Below are 16046 nucleotides of genomic sequence, written 5' to 3' on the forward strand. Positions count from 1 at the left end.
CTATCGATCAGTCGCCGCCGCCTCCTCCGCACCCGCCACCGCAACCGCCGGAGGAATCCCCTCCCCCGCTGCCGCCGTCACCGCTGCCGCTCGATTCGCTGCCGCCGAAGCCGGTGGCATCGCCGGAGCTGCCGCCATCCGATGACGACGAATCGCCAAAGCTGGTGCCGCAATGGGCGCCGGAGCCGTTGTGCCGATCGACGGCCTTGCAGTCGGGCACGTAGTCGAAGCCGCCCGGAATGCCGAACTTCACGTCGAGCGCAAACAAAAGCGGCAGGCGCGCCGGCTTGCGCGGATCGATGCTTTCTTCCTTGCAGGCCCAATACCAGCTGCGGCGCAGGCCGTCGTTGCGCTTCGGGTCCTTGCCCAGCACTTCGGCCGGGCTGTGGTGAAGCATGCCGCCAAAGGCCGCCTTGCACCAGTTCTGGTAGGAACGGCGGCATCCGGGCCTCGCGGATGAACTGGCGGCGCAGGCTGGTTTCCATGAAGCCCAGCGTGGCCGCCAGGGCCCACGCGCCAAGAATCAATGGCACCAGCACCAGCCAGCCGCCATGGCGGAAGATGAAGAACACCGAGACCAACGCTCCGACCACCACCGCGCGGCGAACCCAGATCAGCGCGGCAATGCGCCGCCGGTAGTTCAGGTGCAGGAAGTCGAGGTCCATCAGACGACCACCGGCTCCGGCTCCAGCCGGATGCCGAAGCGCTCGTACACGCTCGTCTGGATGGCCTTGGCCAGCGTCATCACCTCGCCGCCCGTCACCGGGTTTTCGAGCCCGCCCCGGTTCACCAGCACCAGCGCCTGCTTTTCGTAGACGCCGGCATTGCCGACCGACTTGCCCTTCCAGCCGCAGGCGTCGATGAGCCAGCCGGCCGCCAGCTTGATGCTGCCGTCCGCCATGGGGTAATGCACGATCTTCGGGTCGCGCGCGATGATGTCGGCGCACTGCTCCGGCGTGACGGTCGGGTTCTTGAAGAAGCTGCCGGCATTGCCGAGCACCCGCCAGTCGGGCAGCTTGGCGCGGCGAATGGCGACGACCCAGTCGAACACGTCGGTGGCGCTGGGCGTGAAGTTGCCGGCCTCCTCCATCTTGCGTTCGAGGTCGAGGTAGCCGACCACCGCCTTCCACGGCTTGGGCAGGCGAAAGCGCACGCGGGTGATCAGCGCCCGGCCCGAGAGCCCGAAATCGTTCGGCCCGCTGCGCACGTGCTTGAACACCGAGTCGCGGTAGCCGAAGGCGCATTGCGCGGCGTCCAGCGTGAAGCTGCGCCCGGAGTCCAGGTCGATGGCGTCGAGCGAATCGAAACGGTCTTGCAGCTCGACCCCGTAGGCGCCGATGTTCTGCACCGGCGCGCCGCCCACCGTGCCCGGAATGAGCGCCAGGTTCTCGAGCCCCGGGTAGCCGTTTGCGAGCATCCATTGGATGGCGTCGTGCCAGACTTCACCCGCGCCGGCCTCCACGATCCAGGCGCGCGGGGTTTCTTCGACCAGCCGCAGGCCCTTGATCTCGACCTTCAGCACCAGCGGCTTCACGTCGCCCGTGAGCACGATGTTGCTGCCCCCGCCCAGTACGAAACGGGGCGCGTCGCGCCAGCGGGGGTCCGCCCGCAGTTCGGCCACGTCCCCCTCGCTGGCGATGCGCACCAGGTTCTGCGCGCGCGCGACGATGCCGAAGCTGTTGTACGGCTGCAGCGGGACGTTGTTCTCCACGATCATGGGAGAATTGTCGCATCCAGCACCCGCGAATCCAGGAGGAGCCCAATGCCGTCTTTCGATACCGTCTGCGAACCGAATCTGCCCGAAGTGAAGAACGCGGTCGAAAACACCGCCAAGGAAATCGCGACGCGTTTCGATTTCAAGGGCACGGCCGCCGCCGTCGAGCTCAAGGACAAGGAAATCACCATGATCGGCGATGCCGAGTTCCAGCTCGTCCAGGTGGAAGACATTCTTCGCGCCAAGCTCACCAAGCGCAGCGTCGACGTGCGCTTTCTCGACAAGGGCGACGTTCAGAAAATCGGCGGGGACAAGGTCAAGCAGGTCATCAAGGTCAAGAGCGGCATCGAATCCGAGCAGGCCAAGAAGATCACCCGCATCATCAAGGACAGCAAGCTCAAGGTGCAGGCCGCCATCCAGGGCGACGCGGTGCGCATCACCGGCGCCAAGCGCGACGACCTGCAGGCCGCCATGGCACTCATCAAGAAAGACGTGCCCGACATGCCGCTGTCGTTCAACAACTTCCGCGACTGAGCCGCGGATGAAATCCCTCGTCGTCGCGGTGCAGCTGCTGGCTGCCGCTGCGGGCGCGCATGCAGCGAGCTCGGTCATGCTGACCGGCACCATCGGCAGCCGGGCCATCCTGATCGTGGACGGCGCGCCGCCCAAGACCGTGGCCGTCGGGGAGACCTTCCAGGGCGTCAAACTCGTGTCTTTGCAGGCCGAACTGGCAGTGGTCGAGCTCGAAGGCAAGCGCCTCAACCTGCGCATGGACACGCCGGTAAGCATTGGCGGCGGAGGGGGCACGGGCGGCGGCAGCCGGATCGTGCTGCCGGCCGACAGCCGCGGCCACTTCATGACGCAAGGCGCCATCAACGGCCGCCCCGTCACCTTCATGCTCGACACCGGCGCCACGTCGGTCGCGATGTCGGCCGCCGATGCGCAGCGCATCGGGCTGGACTACAGCAAGGGCCAGCGCGTGCAGATGAGCACCGCCAACGGCGTGGCCAGCGGCTACAAGCTCCGGCTCCAGTCGGTGCGCGTGGGCGACGTCGAGGTGTACGACATCGACGCCATCGTCTCGCCCCAGCCCATGCCCTTCGTGCTCTTGGGCAACAGCTTCATCAATCGCTTTTCGATGCGCCGCGACGCGGACCAGATGGTCCTTGAAAAACGCTACTGAGCGCCGGCGTCAGGCCTGCGCTGCCGTGACCACGATCTCGATCTTGTAGGCCGCATTGGCCATCTTGGCCTGCACCGTCGCGCGCGGCGGCGTGTTGCCGGCGGGAATCCACGCATCCCAGACCTCGTTCATGGCCGTGATGTCGTTGATGTCGGCCAGAAAGATCTGCGTCATGAGGATGCGCGACTTGTCGCTGCCCGCTTCGGCCAGCAGGCGGTCGACCATGTCCAGCACCTGCGTGGTCTGGCCGCGGATGTCCTGCGTGGTGTCGTCGGGCACCTGGCCCGCGAGGTAGATGGTGCCGTTGTGCACGGCCGTTTCAGAGAGGCGCGGGCCGACGTGGTAGCGGGTGATGGATGCCATGGTCTTCAAGCCTTTTTCTTCGAGCCGAGTTTCGACTCCGTGCCGGCCGCGAGCCGGCGGATGTTTTCGCGGTGCCGCCAGATCAGCAGCAGGCTCATGATGATGATCGCAATCAGCACCGTGCGGTCGAGCGGCCATGCAATGTTGCCGCCCAGAAGGTAATAAGCCGGCGCAAAGAAGGCCGCCACCAGCGACGACAGCGACGAATAGCGGAAGAACACCGCAATGATCAGCCAGGTAGCGCCGGTGGCCAGCCCCAGCCAGGGCGCAATGCCCACCAGCACGCCCGCCGCGGTGGCCACGCCCTTGCCGCCCTGGAAGCCGAAGAACACCGGGTACAGATGGCCCAGGAAGGCCGCGAGGCCCGCCAGCGCGGCCACGCCCTCGCCCAGCCCCCATTGCGCGCCAAAGTGGCGGATCAGGAACACCGGCAGCCAGCCCTTGAGCGCATCGAGCAGCAAGGTGGCCAGCGCCGCGCCCTTGTTGCCCGAGCGCAGCACGTTGGTCGCACCCGGGTTGCCGCTGCCGTAGCTGCGCGGGTCGGCCATGCCGAGCGACTTGCTCACGATGACCGCGAAGGACAGCGAGCCGATCAGGTACGAGGCCACGATGGCCAGGAGGGAAGGCAGATGAAAGCTCAAGGCGGCGCTCCACGAAGGATGGATGTTCTTATTCGCTGATTCGGACAGAGAGGCTTGCCGCCGGTCTCACGCCGGCGGGCCGGCTATTCTGCCAGCGCGCACTGCACTGGCTTGGCCGCCAGCAAGGTGACGCACACCTGCGGGTCGATGCCCACCAGGTAGCCGCGCCGCCCGCCGTTGATCGCGATCCTGGGCAGCTCGAGGATGGTCGACTCGATGTAGACCGGCATCTGGCGCCGCGTGCCGAAGGGCGAGGTGCCGCCCACCATGTAGCCGCTGTGGCGCTGCGCCACCTCGGGCTTGCAGGGCTCCACCGATTTGGCGCCGATCTGCCGCGCCAGATTCTTGGTCGACACGGTGCGATTGCCGTGCATCAGCACGATGAGCGGCCTGGCGTCCTGGTCCTGCATCACCAGCGTCTTCACGACGGTGAAAGGGTCGAAGCCCAACACCTCGGCACTGTGCTGCGCGCCGCCGTGCTCCAGGTATTCGTAAGGATGCTCGGTGAACGCGACCTTGCTCGCGCGCAGCAGCTGCGTGGCGGGGGTTTCTGAAACGTGAGCTTTTTTGATCACGCCGCCGGATCCCGGATCTCCCACCGGATCCTGTCGATCTCGGCCAGCACCTCGGGAGTGAGCGTGATGCCGAAGGCGTCGATGTCTTCGTCGAGCTGCGCCAGCGTGGTCACGCCGATGATCGTGCTTGCCACCTGCCACTTGGTGTAGCAGAAGCCTAGAGCGAGCTGCACCGGCGTCAGGCCGTTGTCGCGCGCGAGCTGGTTGTAAAGGCGCGCGGCCTTCAGCGCGTCGGGGCGGCCCCAGCGTTGCTTGCGCACCGACTCGTAGCTCGAAATGCGCGCACCCTTCGGCGCCTCCGGCCCCTCGATGCCGCTCTGGTCGTACTTGCCGGTCAAGAGGCCGAAGGCCAGCGGCGAATACGCCAGCAGCGACACGCCCAGCCGATGCATGGTCTCATCGAGCCCGTTCTCCAGGCCGCGGCTCGCCAGGTTGTAGACGTTCTGCACCGTGGCCACCCGCGGCAGGCCATGCTGCTCGGCCAGCCGCACGAACTCGTGCACGCCGTAGGGCGTCTCGTTCGAGAGGCCGATGGCGCGCACCTTGCCGGCCTTCACCAGCTTGCCGAGTGCCTCGAGCTGGTCGTGGATGGGCGTCTTCGAGCTTTCCTTGGCGGGGTCGTAATAGATGCTGCCGAAGGCCGGCACGTGGCGCTCGGGCCAGTGGATCTGGTACAGATCGATGACGTCGGTCTTCAGGCGCCTCAGGCTCGCATTGCACGAGGCCTCGATGTCCTCGGGCGTCATGCCGCTGCCTGCGCGCACCCAGGGCATGCCGCGCGACGGGCCGGCCACCTTGGTGGCGAGCGTGATCTTCTGGCGCGCTCCGGGGTTGGCCGCAAACCAGTTGCCGATGATGGTTTCGGTGACGCTGAAGGTCTCCTGCCGCGTGGGCACCGAGTACATCTCGGCCGTGTCGATGAAATCGACGCCGCGCTCGAGCGAGCGGCTCAGGATGGCATGGGAAGTGGGTTCGTCCACCTGTTCGCCGAAGGTCATGGTGCCCAGGCAGATCGGGGTGACGTGCAGGTCGCTCTGGCCGAGTTGGATTTTTTTCATGCGCGGGATGCTACCGCCCTCCCCGGCAATGCGCTGGCCACGGGCCAAAAAGCCGGGCGCCAGCTGTCCTGTGCCGGACTGCGCGCCGGCGCCGGGCTCCTTATCATCGACGCCCATGTACCAAGCTCTTCGTCCCTCGCGCAGCGAATTCGTGCCCGTGCGCAACCTCAGCTACCACGTGCGCCTCTGGGGCGAGCCCTCGGCCGCGCGGCCGCCGCTGGTGCTGGTGCACGGCTGGATGGACGTGGCCGCCTCCTGGCAGTTCGTGGTCGATGCGCTGGCCGAAGAGCGCTTCATCGTCGCGCCCGACTGGCGCGGCTTCGGCCTCACCGAGGGCGGCGGGGTCGACAACTACTGGCTGCCCGACTACCTTGCCGATCTCGAATGGCTGTTCGACCACTACGCGGGCGAAGGCGATGCGGCGCGGCCGGTCGACCTGGTCGGCCACAGCATGGGCGGCAACGTCGCCATGCACTACGCGGGTGCAAGGCCCGAGCGCATCCGCCGTCTCGTCAACCTCGAAGGCTTCGGCATGCCGGCGCGCAAACCCGAGGAAGCGCCCGCGCGCTACGGCCAATGGATCGACGAGCTCAAGCGCCTGCACCGCGGCGAGATGGCGCTGGCCGGCTACTCCGCCGTGGACGGCGTGGCGCGCCGGCTCATGAAGACCAACCCGCGCCTCACGCCCGACAAGGCCAATTGGCTCGCCAGCCACTGGTCGGCACCGCACGCGCAGGCCGACGGCAGCGAGCGCTGGCAGATCCTGGGCGACCCCGCGCACAAGATCATCAACGCCAACATCTTCCGCGTCGATGAAACCCTCGCGCTCTATGCGCGGATCTCGGCGCCCACGCTGATGATCGAGGCCTCGGACGACAGCCTGCACGGCTGGTGGAAGAACCGCTACACGCTGGACGAGTTCCACCAGCGCCTCCAGTCCGTGCCTTCGGTGCGCATCGAGCGGCTCGACGACGCGGGCCACATGCTGCACCACGACCAGCCGCAGCGTGTGGCCGGGCTGATCGAGCAGTTCCTGGCGGGCTGAGCCTCAGGGGCCTTCAGCCCCGGCGCGGCCCTGCACCGTGCGCTGCAGCGCCGCGCGTGCCAGGAGCCGCGTCGAATCGAGTGTCGGCAGCGGCGAGTTCACGTCGTTCATGATGAGCGGAATCTCGGTGCAGCCGAGCACGACCGCATCGCAGCCGTCCTCGTCCTTCATGCGCTGGATGACGCGGCGGAACGCGGTGACGGCACCAGGCGTGAAGACACCGCAGACCAGCTCGTCCATGATGATGCGGTTGATCTCTTCGCGTTCTTCCACGGTGGGCCGAACGTATTCGAGCCCCTTGGCCGAAAGCTTTTCGGGATAGACCTCGCTCTCGACCAGCCATCGCGTGCCGGTGATGGCCAGGCGCCGGAAACCGCGCTGCACGGCCTCGTCGGCCACGCACTGCGCGATGTGCAGCCACGGCAGCGGCGAGCGTGCCTCGATGAAGGGCAGCGCCTGGTGAATGGTGTTGTCGGGGCAGACCAGAAAGCTCGCGCCGATCTTCGCGAGCTTGTTGGCCGACGCGAGCATCACCTCGCCCACGCCGCGCCAGTCGTTGCGGTAGATGTGCGCCATGTAGTCCGCGAGCGAGGGCGTGTGCATCGAGACTTCGGGGTGCGCATGCGGGCCCAGCAGTTGGGCGCCCTCCACGCAGATGGTCTGGTAGCAGAGCGCCGCGCCTTCGGCGGAGCATCCGACGATTCCGATGTGCTGGGTCATGGCGCATCCTACAAAAAAGAATGCCGCCATGCCCGGCTGACCGATCAGGCGTGGCTCGCCTCGCTGTCCAGATGCGCCATCTGCGCGGCGGCGTAGCGCTCACCGGCCGCGGCGCCCTTCGGCACTGCACGTTCGATGGCTGCGAGATCGTCCGCGCTCAAGGCAACGCCGAGCGAGCCCAGCGCTTCGTCCAGCCGCGTGCGCTGCCGCGCGCCCACCAGCGGCACGATGTCCTCGCCCTGCGCCGCCACCCATGCAATGGCAATCTGCGCGACCGTCACGCCCTTGGCGTCCGCGATCTTGCGCAGCGCATCGACCAACGCCAGGTTGCGCTCGACGTTCTCGCCCTGGAAGCGCGGGCTGTGCGTACGGAAGTCCGCAGCACCTGCGCCCTCTTTCTTCCAATGCCCGCTGATCAGCCCACGCGACAGCACGCCGTAGGCCGTGATGCCGATGCCCAGCTCGCGGCAGGTCGCAAGAATGTCGTCCTCGATGCCGCGCGAGATCAGCGAATACTCGATCTGCAGGTCGGCAATCGGGTGCACGGCCGCCGCCTTGCGAATAGTGTGCGAGCCCACTTCCGAGAGCCCGATGTGCCGCACGTAGCCGGCCTTCACCATGTCGGCAATGGCGCCCACGGTGTCTTCGATCGGCACGTTCGGGTCGAGCCGCGCCGGGCGGTAAATATCGATGTGGTCCACACCCAGCCGCTGCAGCGAATAGACCAGGAAGTTCTTCATTGCCTCGGGCCGCGCGTCGTAGCCGCTCCAACCACCAGCCGGATCGCGCAGGGCACCGAACTTCACGCTGACCAGGGCCGCGTCGCGCTGCGAGCCCTTGAGGCCCCTGAGCGCTTCGCCGATCAGCATTTCGTTGTGGCCGCTGCCGTAGAAGTCGCCGGTGTCGAGCAGCGTGATGCCCGCGTCCATGGCGGCATGAATGGTGGCGATGCTTTCGGCACGGTCCGAGGGGCCGTACAGCGCCGACATGCCCATGCAGCCGAGGCCGATGGCGGAGACTTTCGGGCCCGCGGCCCCGAGTTGACGTGTGTTCATTTCAGCTTCCTTTCGTTGAGGTCCGCATGCGGTTGCGAGCGGCATGGCTGTAGTCTGGAAGAAAGCACCTCGTTCGATAATCCACCCATCACCGCACGAGCTGTGCAAAAAACCGCACAATCCGCTTTCATGACCGACCCTGACCTTTCGGACCTCGGCGCCTTCATGGCAGTGACGCGGGCACGCAGCTTTCGCGGCGCCGCCGCGCTGCGCGGCGTGTCGCCCTCCTCGCTCAGCGAGGCCATGCGCCGGCTCGAGGCGCAGCTGGGCGTGCGGCTCCTGAACCGCACCACGCGCAGCGTGACGCCCACCGAGGCCGGCCAGCGGCTGCTGGAGCGCATTGCGCCCGCGCTCGACGACATCTCGGGCGCGCTCGACACACTCAACAGCTTTCGCGACAGCCCCACCGGCACGCTGCGGCTCAACGTGCCGACGATCGTGACGCAGCGCGTGCTGCCGCCGCTGGCCGCCCGCTTCCTGGCGGCGCACCCCGGCATCACGCTGGAGGTGACGACCAACGACACCTTCATCGACGTGCTCGCGGCCGGTTTCGATGCCGGCATTCGCTACGACGAGAGCATTGCAAGGGACATGATCGCAGTGCCGCTCGGCCCCCGCGTGCAGCGCTTCGTGGCCGCCGCGTCGCCGGGCTACCTGGCGGCGCACGGCACGCCCAGGCACCCGACCGACCTGCTGCAGCACGCCTGCATCGGCCATCGCTTTGCGAGCGGCGTGCTCGCGGCCTGGGGCTTCGTGCGCAAGGGAAAGACCGTCCGCATCACGCCGAGCGGGCCGCTGGTGGCGTCGATGATCGATCTCGAATTGCATGCGGCCGAATCGGGCCTTGGGCTCATCTACACCTTCGACGAGTACCTGCGCCCGTCGCTCGACAGGGGCACGCTGGTACCGGTGCTCGAAGACTGGTGGCAGAGCTTCTCAGGCCCGTTTCTCTATTACCCGAGCCGCACGCACATGCCGGCGCCGCTGCGGGCTTTTGTCGACTTTCTCAAGAACGAGGCGAAACACTGAGGCGCAGGCACCTCAACCAGCCCACGGGAGGGAGAGGAGAAAGTCAGAAGGCCTCGGTATTGCTCCTTCCCCTTCTGGGGGAAGGCTGGGATGGGGGCGGCTCCCGTATTCAGCGACGGCCCTGTTTTGAACGCCGTCGTGCCCCCACCCCTCCCCTCCCCCGGGAGGGGAGGGAGAAAGTCAGAAGGCTCTGGGTATTGCTTTCACGCGTCGTCGTCGGCGTCGTTGCCCGTGAGGGACAGCACTTGTTCGACGAAGGCCTCGAACAGCGGCAGCGCGGCGGGCAATCCATCGAACGACTCCGCCTCGCCGGCATCGAAGAAATGCGGCTTGCCGGCCGGCAGCGCCACCCATTCCCCGGCTTCGAACAGCAGACCCAGATAGCCGTCTTGCGTGGGCAGGTAGACAAGCGCCGCGCGGTCGAGCACCTGTTGCCCTTGCGGCGCGGCTTCGCGGCCCCAGGCCACGCCCTGCCGAGCCAGGTGCTCGTTGATCCAGCCGTCGCACACATGCGTGTCTCGCCAATTTCCTTCGGCGTCGAAAACAGCGAGCACGGGCATGGGCGTCCTTTTGCTTGAGAGTTATTGCAGGAAACTGGGCTTGGCATAGCCCTGGAACTTGGTGTCGACCACGGCCTTGAAGTCCTTCGAATGGTAGGCCTCCACAATGTCCTTGGCCCAGGCAGTGTTCTTGTCGGCGCTCTTCACGGCCACCACATTGAGGTAGTGGTCGGGCGTCTTCTCGAGCGCCACGGCCTCGTTGAGCTTCAGGCCTGACGAGATCGCGAAGTTGCCGTTGACGATGGCGTATTCGGTGTCGCCCAGCGAGCGCGGCAGCTGCGCGGCTTCAAGTGGAATGAACTTGAGCTTCTTCGGGTTCTCGGCCACGTCTTTTTCAGAAGCGCGCAGCGGATCGACGCCGGGCTTGATGGTGATGAGCTTGTTCTGCTCCAGCAGCACCAGCGCGCGGGCCAGGTTGCTCGGGTCATTGGGCAGCGTGAAGCGGTCGCCCTCTTTCACTTCGGCCAGCGTCTTGCGCTTGGTCGAGTACACGCCCAGCGGCGCGATGGGGCCTTGCACCAATTCGGCCAGGTCGAGCTTCTGGTCGGCCGAGAACTTCTTCAGGTAGACCTGATGCTGGAAAAAGTTGGCGTCGAGCGAGCCCTGCGCGAGCGCGAGGTTGGGCTGCACGTAGTCGTTGAATTCGACCAGCTTCACCTTGTAGCCCTTCTTCTCCAGGATGGGCACGATGCCGGCCTTGAGCTGGTCGATGTTGGAGCCGGCGGTGCCGCCGATGACGAGGTTCTTCTTGGCTTCTTGCGCCTGTGCCAGCGAAAGCCCGCCGAACGACAGGGCAACCAGAGACAGGGCGAGGACGGAGCGGCGCAGCAGTGCGGTTTTCATGAGATCAAAAAAAGAAAGGGAACAAAAATTCAACGCTTGTCCAGCCTGCGCGCCGTGGTGTTGCCCACGAATTGCAGGATCTGTACCAGCACCACGAGCAGCGCCACGGTGAGCACCATCACGTCGGTCTGGAAGCGGTAGTAGCCGTAGCGGATGGCCAGGTCGCCGATGCCGCCGCCGCCCACCACGCCGGCAATGGCCGAGTAGGAGAGAAAGCTCACCGCCAGCACCGTGAGCGCCAGCACCAAGCCCGAGCGCGCCTCGACCACCAGCACGCGCCAGACGATCTGCAGCTCCGACGCGCCCATGGCGTGCGCCGCCTCGATCACGCCGCGCGGCACTTCGCGCAGGCACTGGTCGACCAGCCGCGCAAAGTACGGAATGGCCGCGAACGACAGCGGCACCGCGGCCGCCAGCGGCCCGATGGAGGTGCCCGCAATCACACGCGTGAACGGCACCAGCGCCACCAGCAGGATGATGAAAGGAAACGAGCGCACGGTGTTCACGATCCAGTTGAGCACCAGGAACGCCGGCTTGTTTTCGAGCGACTGGCCCGGCCCCAAGAGGAACAGCAGAATGCCCAGCGGCCCGCCGATGAGCACCGCGGCCGAGAGGCCGATGGCCAGCATCAGGAAGGTCTGGCCGGTGGCGGTCCAGAGCTCGGGGAGGATGGGCGCGATGTTCTCAAACATAGGCCACCTCCTCTGGGCTGCGCTGCAACGACGGCGGGCGCGGCTCGATGGGTTCGCGCGCCTCGCGTTCGCGGCGCCGCACCAGCTCGTCGATCTCGCGGCCCAATGCCGTCTTTCGATCTTCACTCGGCGCATCGACCGCGAACTGCTCTACCAGCCGGCCCTTCTCCAAAATGGCCACGTTGCGGCACAGCACCTCGACCACCGAGAGCTCGTGCGTCACGATGACGATCGTCACGCCGATCTTCTGGTTGATGTCGCGCAGCGTTTCGAGCAGCGCGCGCGTGGTTTCGGTGTCGAGCGCCGAGGTGGGCTCGTCGCACAGCAGCACCTGCGGCCGCGGCGCCAGCGCGCGCGCAATGGCCACGCGCTGCTTCTGGCCGCCCGAGAGCTGCGCCGGGTAGGTGTCGATCTTCTCGGCCAGGCCCACCAGGGCGAGGCATTCGCGCACCCGCGCATCGATCTCGGCGCGGGAATGGCGGCCGTGGATCTTCAGCGGGAAAGCCACGTTGTCGAACACCGTGGCGTTCTGCAGCAAGTTGAACTGCTGGAAGATCATGCCGATGTTCTGCCGCGTGTCGCGCAGCTCGCGGCGCGAGAGCGTGGTGAGGTCGCGCCCGCCGACGAAGACCTTGCCCGCATCGGGCCGCTCCAGCAGGTTGATGAGGCGCAGCAGCGTCGACTTGCCCGCGCCGCTCTTGCCGATCAGGCCGAACACGTCGCCCTGGTGGATGTCGAGCGAGAGCGACTGCACGGCGTCGAACACCTCGCCGTTGGGCAGGGCAAATGATTTCTGCACCGATTGAAGACGGATCACGGGCTCTGCGTTGCCGCGGCGGCCCGCGCCGGAGGAAGGATTGCTCATAAAAAAGGCAGCGGCGGGCGTGGAGCCGACCGCGAAGGTTCGCAAAAAGGGGCCGAGTATGAAAACAAAGGCGCCGAAAAGGAACGAACAAATCGTCGCGTGCTTATTCGATAAATCACATAAGACCGCGAACGCATGGTCGAGCGATGCCATATCGATATGCGCATTCGTTCGTTCCCAAGTGCGCCGGGCAATGCCACATTCGCGCCTTCATTTTTTTGATTTCGCGCCACAACATGCACACCAATTTCCGCCGCCGCACCCTCGCCCTTGCAACGCTGGCCGCTGCCCTTTTTGCCGGCAGCGGCGCCGCGCTCGCGCAAGACAAGAACACCGTCAAGGTCGGCGTCTCCGTCGGCAGCGCCGAGCAGGTGTTCGAAGTGGTGAAGAAGGTAGCCGCGAAAGACGGCCTGAACATCCAGCTGGTGGTGTTCAACGACTACCAGCTGCCCAACGCGGCGCTGGCCTCGGGCGACCTGGACGCCAATGCCTTCCAGCACCAGCCCTTTCTCGACAACCAGAACAAGGCGCGCGGCTTCGACATCGTGCCCGTGGGCCTGACCATCACCGCGCCGCTGGGCTTCTACTCGCACAAGATCAAGGCGATCGAGCAGTTGCCCGACGGCGCCTCGGTCGGTATCCAGAACGACCCGTCGAACGGCAACCGCGCGCTGCTGCTGCTGCAGTCGGCCGGCCTCATCACCTTGAAACCCGAGGCCGTGAAGAACAACACCGCCACGCCGCTCGACGTGGTGAGCAACCCCAAGAAGCTCAAGCTCGTGCCGCTCGACGCCGCGCAACTGCCGCGCTCGCTCGACGACCTGGTCATTGCCGCCATCAACAACGACTACGCCGAGAAGGCCGGGCTTTCGCTCAACAAGGACGCGGTCATCAAGGAATCGGCCAAGAGCCCTTATGCCAACCTGATTGCCGTGCGCCGCGCCGACAAGGACAAGCCCTGGGCCAAGCGCCTGGTGGCGGCGTACCAGTCGGCGGAGGTGAAGAGCTTCATCGAGACGCAGTTCAAGGGCTCGCTGGTTCCGGCGTTCTGATCGCGCGACGTTGACCCTTGCCCCCTGCGCGCCCGCGCCGCGCGCAAGGGGGCATTTTTCTTTTGGTGCCCTGACGCAGCTACGGTCTCGCGGCAAGGAACCAGAATCCAAACCGGAATCTAGGACCCCATCTAATTCCTATAACCCATTGATTAATAATGATTATTCCAATAAGCTGAGCAGAATTTCAACCGGAATTCATGCCCCTAGAGTCCAAGCCTTTGCTGGTCTACGACCAGCCTCATCAGTTCGAACCGTTGCTGCCAACGCAAAAGCTCGGCGAACTGAGCGAAGTCACGCGCCGGATATTCGAGAAGTCAGCACAACTGAAAGGCTCCGCGAGTCCGCAAGCCCGGGCAGCGCTGCGTGAGATTGTTCGGTCGATGAACTCGTACTACTCGAACCGCATCGAGGGACAAAGCACGCATCCCATGAACATCGAGCGCGCGCTCAGGCAAGACTTTTCCGACCAGCCGGATGTTGCCAAGCGTCAGCGTGTCGCGCTGGCGCACATCGAGGCCGAGCGGCAATTGGAAGAGATTGTCGGCACCGAAGCGGGTACGTTGAGCAGCAGCTTCCTCAAAAAGGCGCATGAAAGCCTCTACAGCCGACTCCCCGAACCAGATCGCCGCACCGACGACGGCCGGATCATCACTCCGGGAGCCCTTCGCACGCATGACGTTGCGGTGGGCCGGCACCAGCCGCCGGCGTGGCAATCGATCCCGCAATTCCTGAAGAGAATGGACGAGGTCTACAGCAGCCTCAAGGGTGTCGATGCGGTGTTGTACACCGTCGCAGCCGCACATCACCGAATGGCCTGGACGCATCCATTTGAAGACGGCAACGGGCGCGCGGTCCGGCTTCAGACCCATTGCGCCTTGCACTTGATCAGTGGCGGCCTCTGGTCTGTCAACCGCGGCTTGGCTCGCCATCGAGATCGTTACTACGAAATGCTGGACAACGCAGACAGCGCAAGGCAAGGAGCCCTCGACGGCCGCGGAAACCTCAGCGAAAAAATGCTCTGGGAGTGGTGCCGCTACTTTCTGGAATTGTGCGAAGACAAGGTCAATTTCATGGCCTCGATGCTTGACCTGTCAAAGCTCAAAGACCGTATTCGCGCCTATTTGCTGGTACGCGGTTCCACAAGCGGCATGACGGAATACCGCGAGGAGGCGCTGCTCCCCCTGCATACGATTGCCGCGGTCGGCGCAGTCTCGCGCGGCGAATTCATTCGGATGACGGGGCTGGAAGAGCGCACGGCCCGAAAAGTGATCTCGCGATTCATCAAGGATGGACTTCTGAAGAGCGACAGCCATCGCTCGGACCTGAACATCGGTTTTCCGCTCGAGTCGCTGAGCATCCTCTTCCCCAACCTGTACCCCGAGGCGGCAACAGCGGTTCTGGAGTGAGCCACGCCAAATACGGGAGCCGCCCCCATCCCAGCCTTCCCCCAAAGGGGGAAGGAGCAATACAGGGGCCTTCCCAGGCGGGTCATCGGTCCATGAGAAAATGTCCGGTTTCCCCCGAACACAGTCAGGACACCCCATGGACGCAGAACAAATCAACCAAATCGGCGCAACCCTCGCGGACCTGAGCGCCCGGACGGCCGATTTACGGAGGTATCTTTGACTACGATGCCAAATCCGAACGTCTGAGGACGGTCAACGCATCGCTCGAAGATCCCAACGTCTGGAACGACCCGAAGAAGGCCCAGGAGCTGGGCCGCGAGAAGAAATCGCTCGACGACGTGGTCGTGACGCTCGACCGCCTCACCAGCGGCCTGTCAGACAACTCCGAGCTGTACGAGATGTCGAAGGAAGAAGGCGACATGGACGGCTTGCAGTCCATTGCCGATGACGCCGCCGCGCTCGAAGCCGACATCAAGCAGCTCGAATTCCGCCGGATGTTCAACAACCCGGCCGACCCGCTCAACGCCTTTGTCGACATCCAGGCCGGCGCGGGCGGCACCGAGGCCTGCGACTGGGCCAGCATGCTGCTGCGCCAGTACCTGAAGTACGCCGAGCGCAAGGGCTTCAAGACGCAGATCGAAGACGAAACACCGGGCGACACCGCCGGCATCAAGGGCGCAACCATCAAGGTGGAAGGCGACTACGCCTTTGGCCTCTTGCGCACCGAAACCGGCGTGCACCGCCTGGTGCGCAAGTCACCGTTCGACTCGTCGGGCGGCCGCCACACCAGCTTTGCTTCGATCTTCGTGTATCCGGAAATCGACGACTCCATCGAGATCGAGATCAACCCGTCCGACGTGCGCACCGACACCTTCCGCGCATCGGGCGCAGGCGGCCAGCACATCAACAAGACCGACTCGGCCGTGCGTTTGACGCACATCCCCACCGGCATCGTGGTGCAGTGCCAGGACGGCCGCAGCCAGCACAGCAACCGCGACGTGGCGTGGAAGCGCCTGCGTTCGCGCCTGTACGACCACGAGATGCGCAAGCGCCAGGAAGAGCAGCAAAAGCTCGAAGACAGCAAGACCGACGTGGGCTGGGGCCACCAGATTCGAAGCTACGTGCTGGACAACAGCCGCATCAAGGACCTGCGCACCAACGTCGAAGTCTCGGCCACGCAAAAGGTGCTCGACGGCGACCTGGACGTGTTCATCGAAGCCTCGCTGAAGCAAGGCGTGTAAT

General features: G+C 65.3%; 20 protein-coding genes. 8 read left to right on the plus strand and 12 right to left on the minus strand.

Annotated features, from left to right (window positions below; genetic code table 11):
• Positions 1 to 7 precede the first annotated feature (7 nt).
• Positions 8 to 397 (minus strand): UCP032817 domain-containing protein, encoded by a 390-nt coding sequence (locus ACJ7Z0_RS08960; protein WP_434789552.1) that lies wholly within the window; start codon positions 395 to 397, stop codon positions 8 to 10.
• Positions 398 to 483: 86 nt separating this feature from the next.
• On the opposite strand from ACJ7Z0_RS08960, the gene ACJ7Z0_RS08965 reads away from it, so the two are divergent.
• Positions 484 to 639, plus strand: a complete 156-nt coding sequence (locus ACJ7Z0_RS08965) for a hypothetical protein (RefSeq protein WP_434789553.1) — start codon at positions 484 to 486, stop codon at positions 637 to 639.
• A gap of 25 nt (positions 640 to 664) precedes the next feature.
• Here ACJ7Z0_RS08965 and murB read toward each other — a convergent pair whose 3' ends face one another.
• Positions 665 to 1717 (minus strand): UDP-N-acetylmuramate dehydrogenase, encoded by a 1053-nt coding sequence (gene murB / locus ACJ7Z0_RS08970; RefSeq protein ID WP_434789554.1) that lies wholly within the window; start codon positions 1715 to 1717, stop codon positions 665 to 667.
• A 45-nt stretch (positions 1718 to 1762) separates the two neighbouring features.
• Here murB and ACJ7Z0_RS08975 point away from each other — a divergent pair, with 45 nt between their 5' ends.
• Both ACJ7Z0_RS08975 and ACJ7Z0_RS08980 read left to right on the plus strand, forming a co-directional pair.
• Positions 1763 to 2248: a YajQ family cyclic di-GMP-binding protein gene (locus ACJ7Z0_RS08975; protein WP_015866547.1), complete on the plus strand. Its 486-nt coding sequence runs from the start codon at positions 1763 to 1765 to the stop codon at positions 2246 to 2248.
• A gap of 7 nt (positions 2249 to 2255) precedes the next feature.
• On the plus strand, positions 2256 to 2897 hold the full coding sequence (locus tag ACJ7Z0_RS08980; protein WP_434789555.1) for a retropepsin-like aspartic protease family protein: 642 nt from the start codon (positions 2256 to 2258) through the stop codon (positions 2895 to 2897).
• 9 nt (positions 2898 to 2906) lie between these two features.
• On the opposite strand, the gene ACJ7Z0_RS08985 is transcribed toward ACJ7Z0_RS08980, so the two are convergent.
• The 4 genes from ACJ7Z0_RS08985 to ACJ7Z0_RS09000 form a co-directional block, all read right to left on the minus strand.
• The gene (locus ACJ7Z0_RS08985) at positions 2907 to 3260 is read right to left on the minus strand and encodes a RidA family protein (RefSeq protein WP_431129091.1); all 354 of its coding nucleotides are present in this window, start codon (positions 3258 to 3260) and stop codon (positions 2907 to 2909) included.
• Between the two features lie 5 nt (positions 3261 to 3265).
• Positions 3266 to 3901, minus strand: a complete 636-nt coding sequence (gene plsY, locus ACJ7Z0_RS08990; protein WP_093015637.1) for a glycerol-3-phosphate 1-O-acyltransferase PlsY — start codon at positions 3899 to 3901, stop codon at positions 3266 to 3268.
• Positions 3902 to 3984: 83 nt separating this feature from the next.
• Entirely contained in the window at positions 3985 to 4476 is a 492-nt protein-coding gene (locus ACJ7Z0_RS08995; RefSeq protein ID WP_434789556.1) for an aminoacyl-tRNA deacylase, read from the minus strand.
• Entirely contained in the window at positions 4473 to 5534 is a 1062-nt protein-coding gene (locus ACJ7Z0_RS09000; protein ID WP_434789557.1) for an aldo/keto reductase, read from the minus strand. Before ACJ7Z0_RS09000 ends, ACJ7Z0_RS08995 begins: the two co-directional genes overlap by 4 nt.
• 115 nt (positions 5535 to 5649) lie before the next feature.
• Between ACJ7Z0_RS09000 and ACJ7Z0_RS09005 the strand changes: the two genes are divergently transcribed.
• The gene (locus ACJ7Z0_RS09005) at positions 5650 to 6579 is read left to right on the plus strand and encodes an alpha/beta fold hydrolase (protein WP_434789558.1); all 930 of its coding nucleotides are present in this window, start codon (positions 5650 to 5652) and stop codon (positions 6577 to 6579) included.
• Between the two features lie 3 nt (positions 6580 to 6582).
• Here the strand turns inward: ACJ7Z0_RS09005 and ACJ7Z0_RS09010 are convergent, their stop codons facing one another.
• Both ACJ7Z0_RS09010 and ACJ7Z0_RS09015 read right to left on the minus strand, forming a co-directional pair.
• Positions 6583 to 7299, minus strand: a complete 717-nt coding sequence (locus ACJ7Z0_RS09010; protein ID WP_434789559.1) for an aspartate/glutamate racemase family protein — start codon at positions 7297 to 7299, stop codon at positions 6583 to 6585.
• A gap of 44 nt (positions 7300 to 7343) precedes the next feature.
• On the minus strand, positions 7344 to 8354 hold the full coding sequence (locus ACJ7Z0_RS09015; protein ID WP_434789560.1) for an aldo/keto reductase: 1011 nt from the start codon (positions 8352 to 8354) through the stop codon (positions 7344 to 7346).
• Between the two features lie 129 nt (positions 8355 to 8483).
• On the opposite strand from ACJ7Z0_RS09015, the gene ACJ7Z0_RS09020 reads away from it, so the two are divergent.
• Positions 8484 to 9383, plus strand: coding sequence for a LysR family transcriptional regulator (locus ACJ7Z0_RS09020; RefSeq protein WP_434789561.1), 900 nt, complete (start codon positions 8484 to 8486; stop codon positions 9381 to 9383).
• A 203-nt stretch (positions 9384 to 9586) separates the two neighbouring features.
• On the opposite strand, the gene ACJ7Z0_RS09025 is transcribed toward ACJ7Z0_RS09020, so the two are convergent.
• Genes ACJ7Z0_RS09025 through ACJ7Z0_RS09040 form a run of 4 tightly spaced genes read right to left on the minus strand, consistent with a single transcriptional unit; the run spans position 9587 to position 12343 of the window.
• Positions 9587 to 9943: a cupin domain-containing protein gene (locus tag ACJ7Z0_RS09025; RefSeq protein ID WP_434789562.1), complete on the minus strand. Its 357-nt coding sequence runs from the start codon at positions 9941 to 9943 to the stop codon at positions 9587 to 9589.
• A 21-nt stretch (positions 9944 to 9964) separates the two neighbouring features.
• Complete coding sequence (locus ACJ7Z0_RS09030) at positions 9965 to 10786, minus strand: MetQ/NlpA family ABC transporter substrate-binding protein (RefSeq protein ID WP_434789563.1); 822 nt, start codon at positions 10784 to 10786, stop codon at positions 9965 to 9967.
• A 29-nt stretch (positions 10787 to 10815) separates the two neighbouring features.
• Entirely contained in the window at positions 10816 to 11478 is a 663-nt protein-coding gene (locus ACJ7Z0_RS09035; protein ID WP_055803217.1) for a methionine ABC transporter permease, read from the minus strand.
• Complete coding sequence (locus ACJ7Z0_RS09040; protein ID WP_434789564.1) at positions 11471 to 12343, minus strand: methionine ABC transporter ATP-binding protein; 873 nt, start codon at positions 12341 to 12343, stop codon at positions 11471 to 11473. Before ACJ7Z0_RS09040 ends, ACJ7Z0_RS09035 begins: the two co-directional genes overlap by 8 nt.
• 236 nt (positions 12344 to 12579) lie before the next feature.
• Here ACJ7Z0_RS09040 and ACJ7Z0_RS09045 point away from each other — a divergent pair, with 236 nt between their 5' ends.
• From ACJ7Z0_RS09045 to prfB, 3 genes are all read left to right on the plus strand, one after another.
• The gene (locus ACJ7Z0_RS09045) at positions 12580 to 13395 is read left to right on the plus strand and encodes a MetQ/NlpA family ABC transporter substrate-binding protein (protein WP_434789565.1); all 816 of its coding nucleotides are present in this window, start codon (positions 12580 to 12582) and stop codon (positions 13393 to 13395) included.
• A 221-nt stretch (positions 13396 to 13616) separates the two neighbouring features.
• Positions 13617 to 14804, plus strand: a complete 1188-nt coding sequence (locus tag ACJ7Z0_RS09050) for a Fic family protein (RefSeq protein ID WP_434789566.1) — start codon at positions 13617 to 13619, stop codon at positions 14802 to 14804.
• A 136-nt stretch (positions 14805 to 14940) separates the two neighbouring features.
• Positions 14941 to 16045 (plus strand): peptide chain release factor 2 gene (gene prfB, locus ACJ7Z0_RS09055; RefSeq protein ID WP_307579388.1). Its coding sequence is split into 2 segments (ribosomal slippage): positions 14941 to 15021 and positions 15023 to 16045, totalling 1104 coding nucleotides; the frame shifts between segments, so codons are not numbered across the junction.
• The last annotated feature ends 1 nt before the right edge of the window (position 16046 follow it).

Origin of the sequence: Variovorax palleresanus (genome assembly GCF_051144945.1) — a bacterium.
GTDB lineage: Bacteria > Pseudomonadota > Gammaproteobacteria > Burkholderiales > Burkholderiaceae_C > Variovorax > Variovorax paradoxus_S.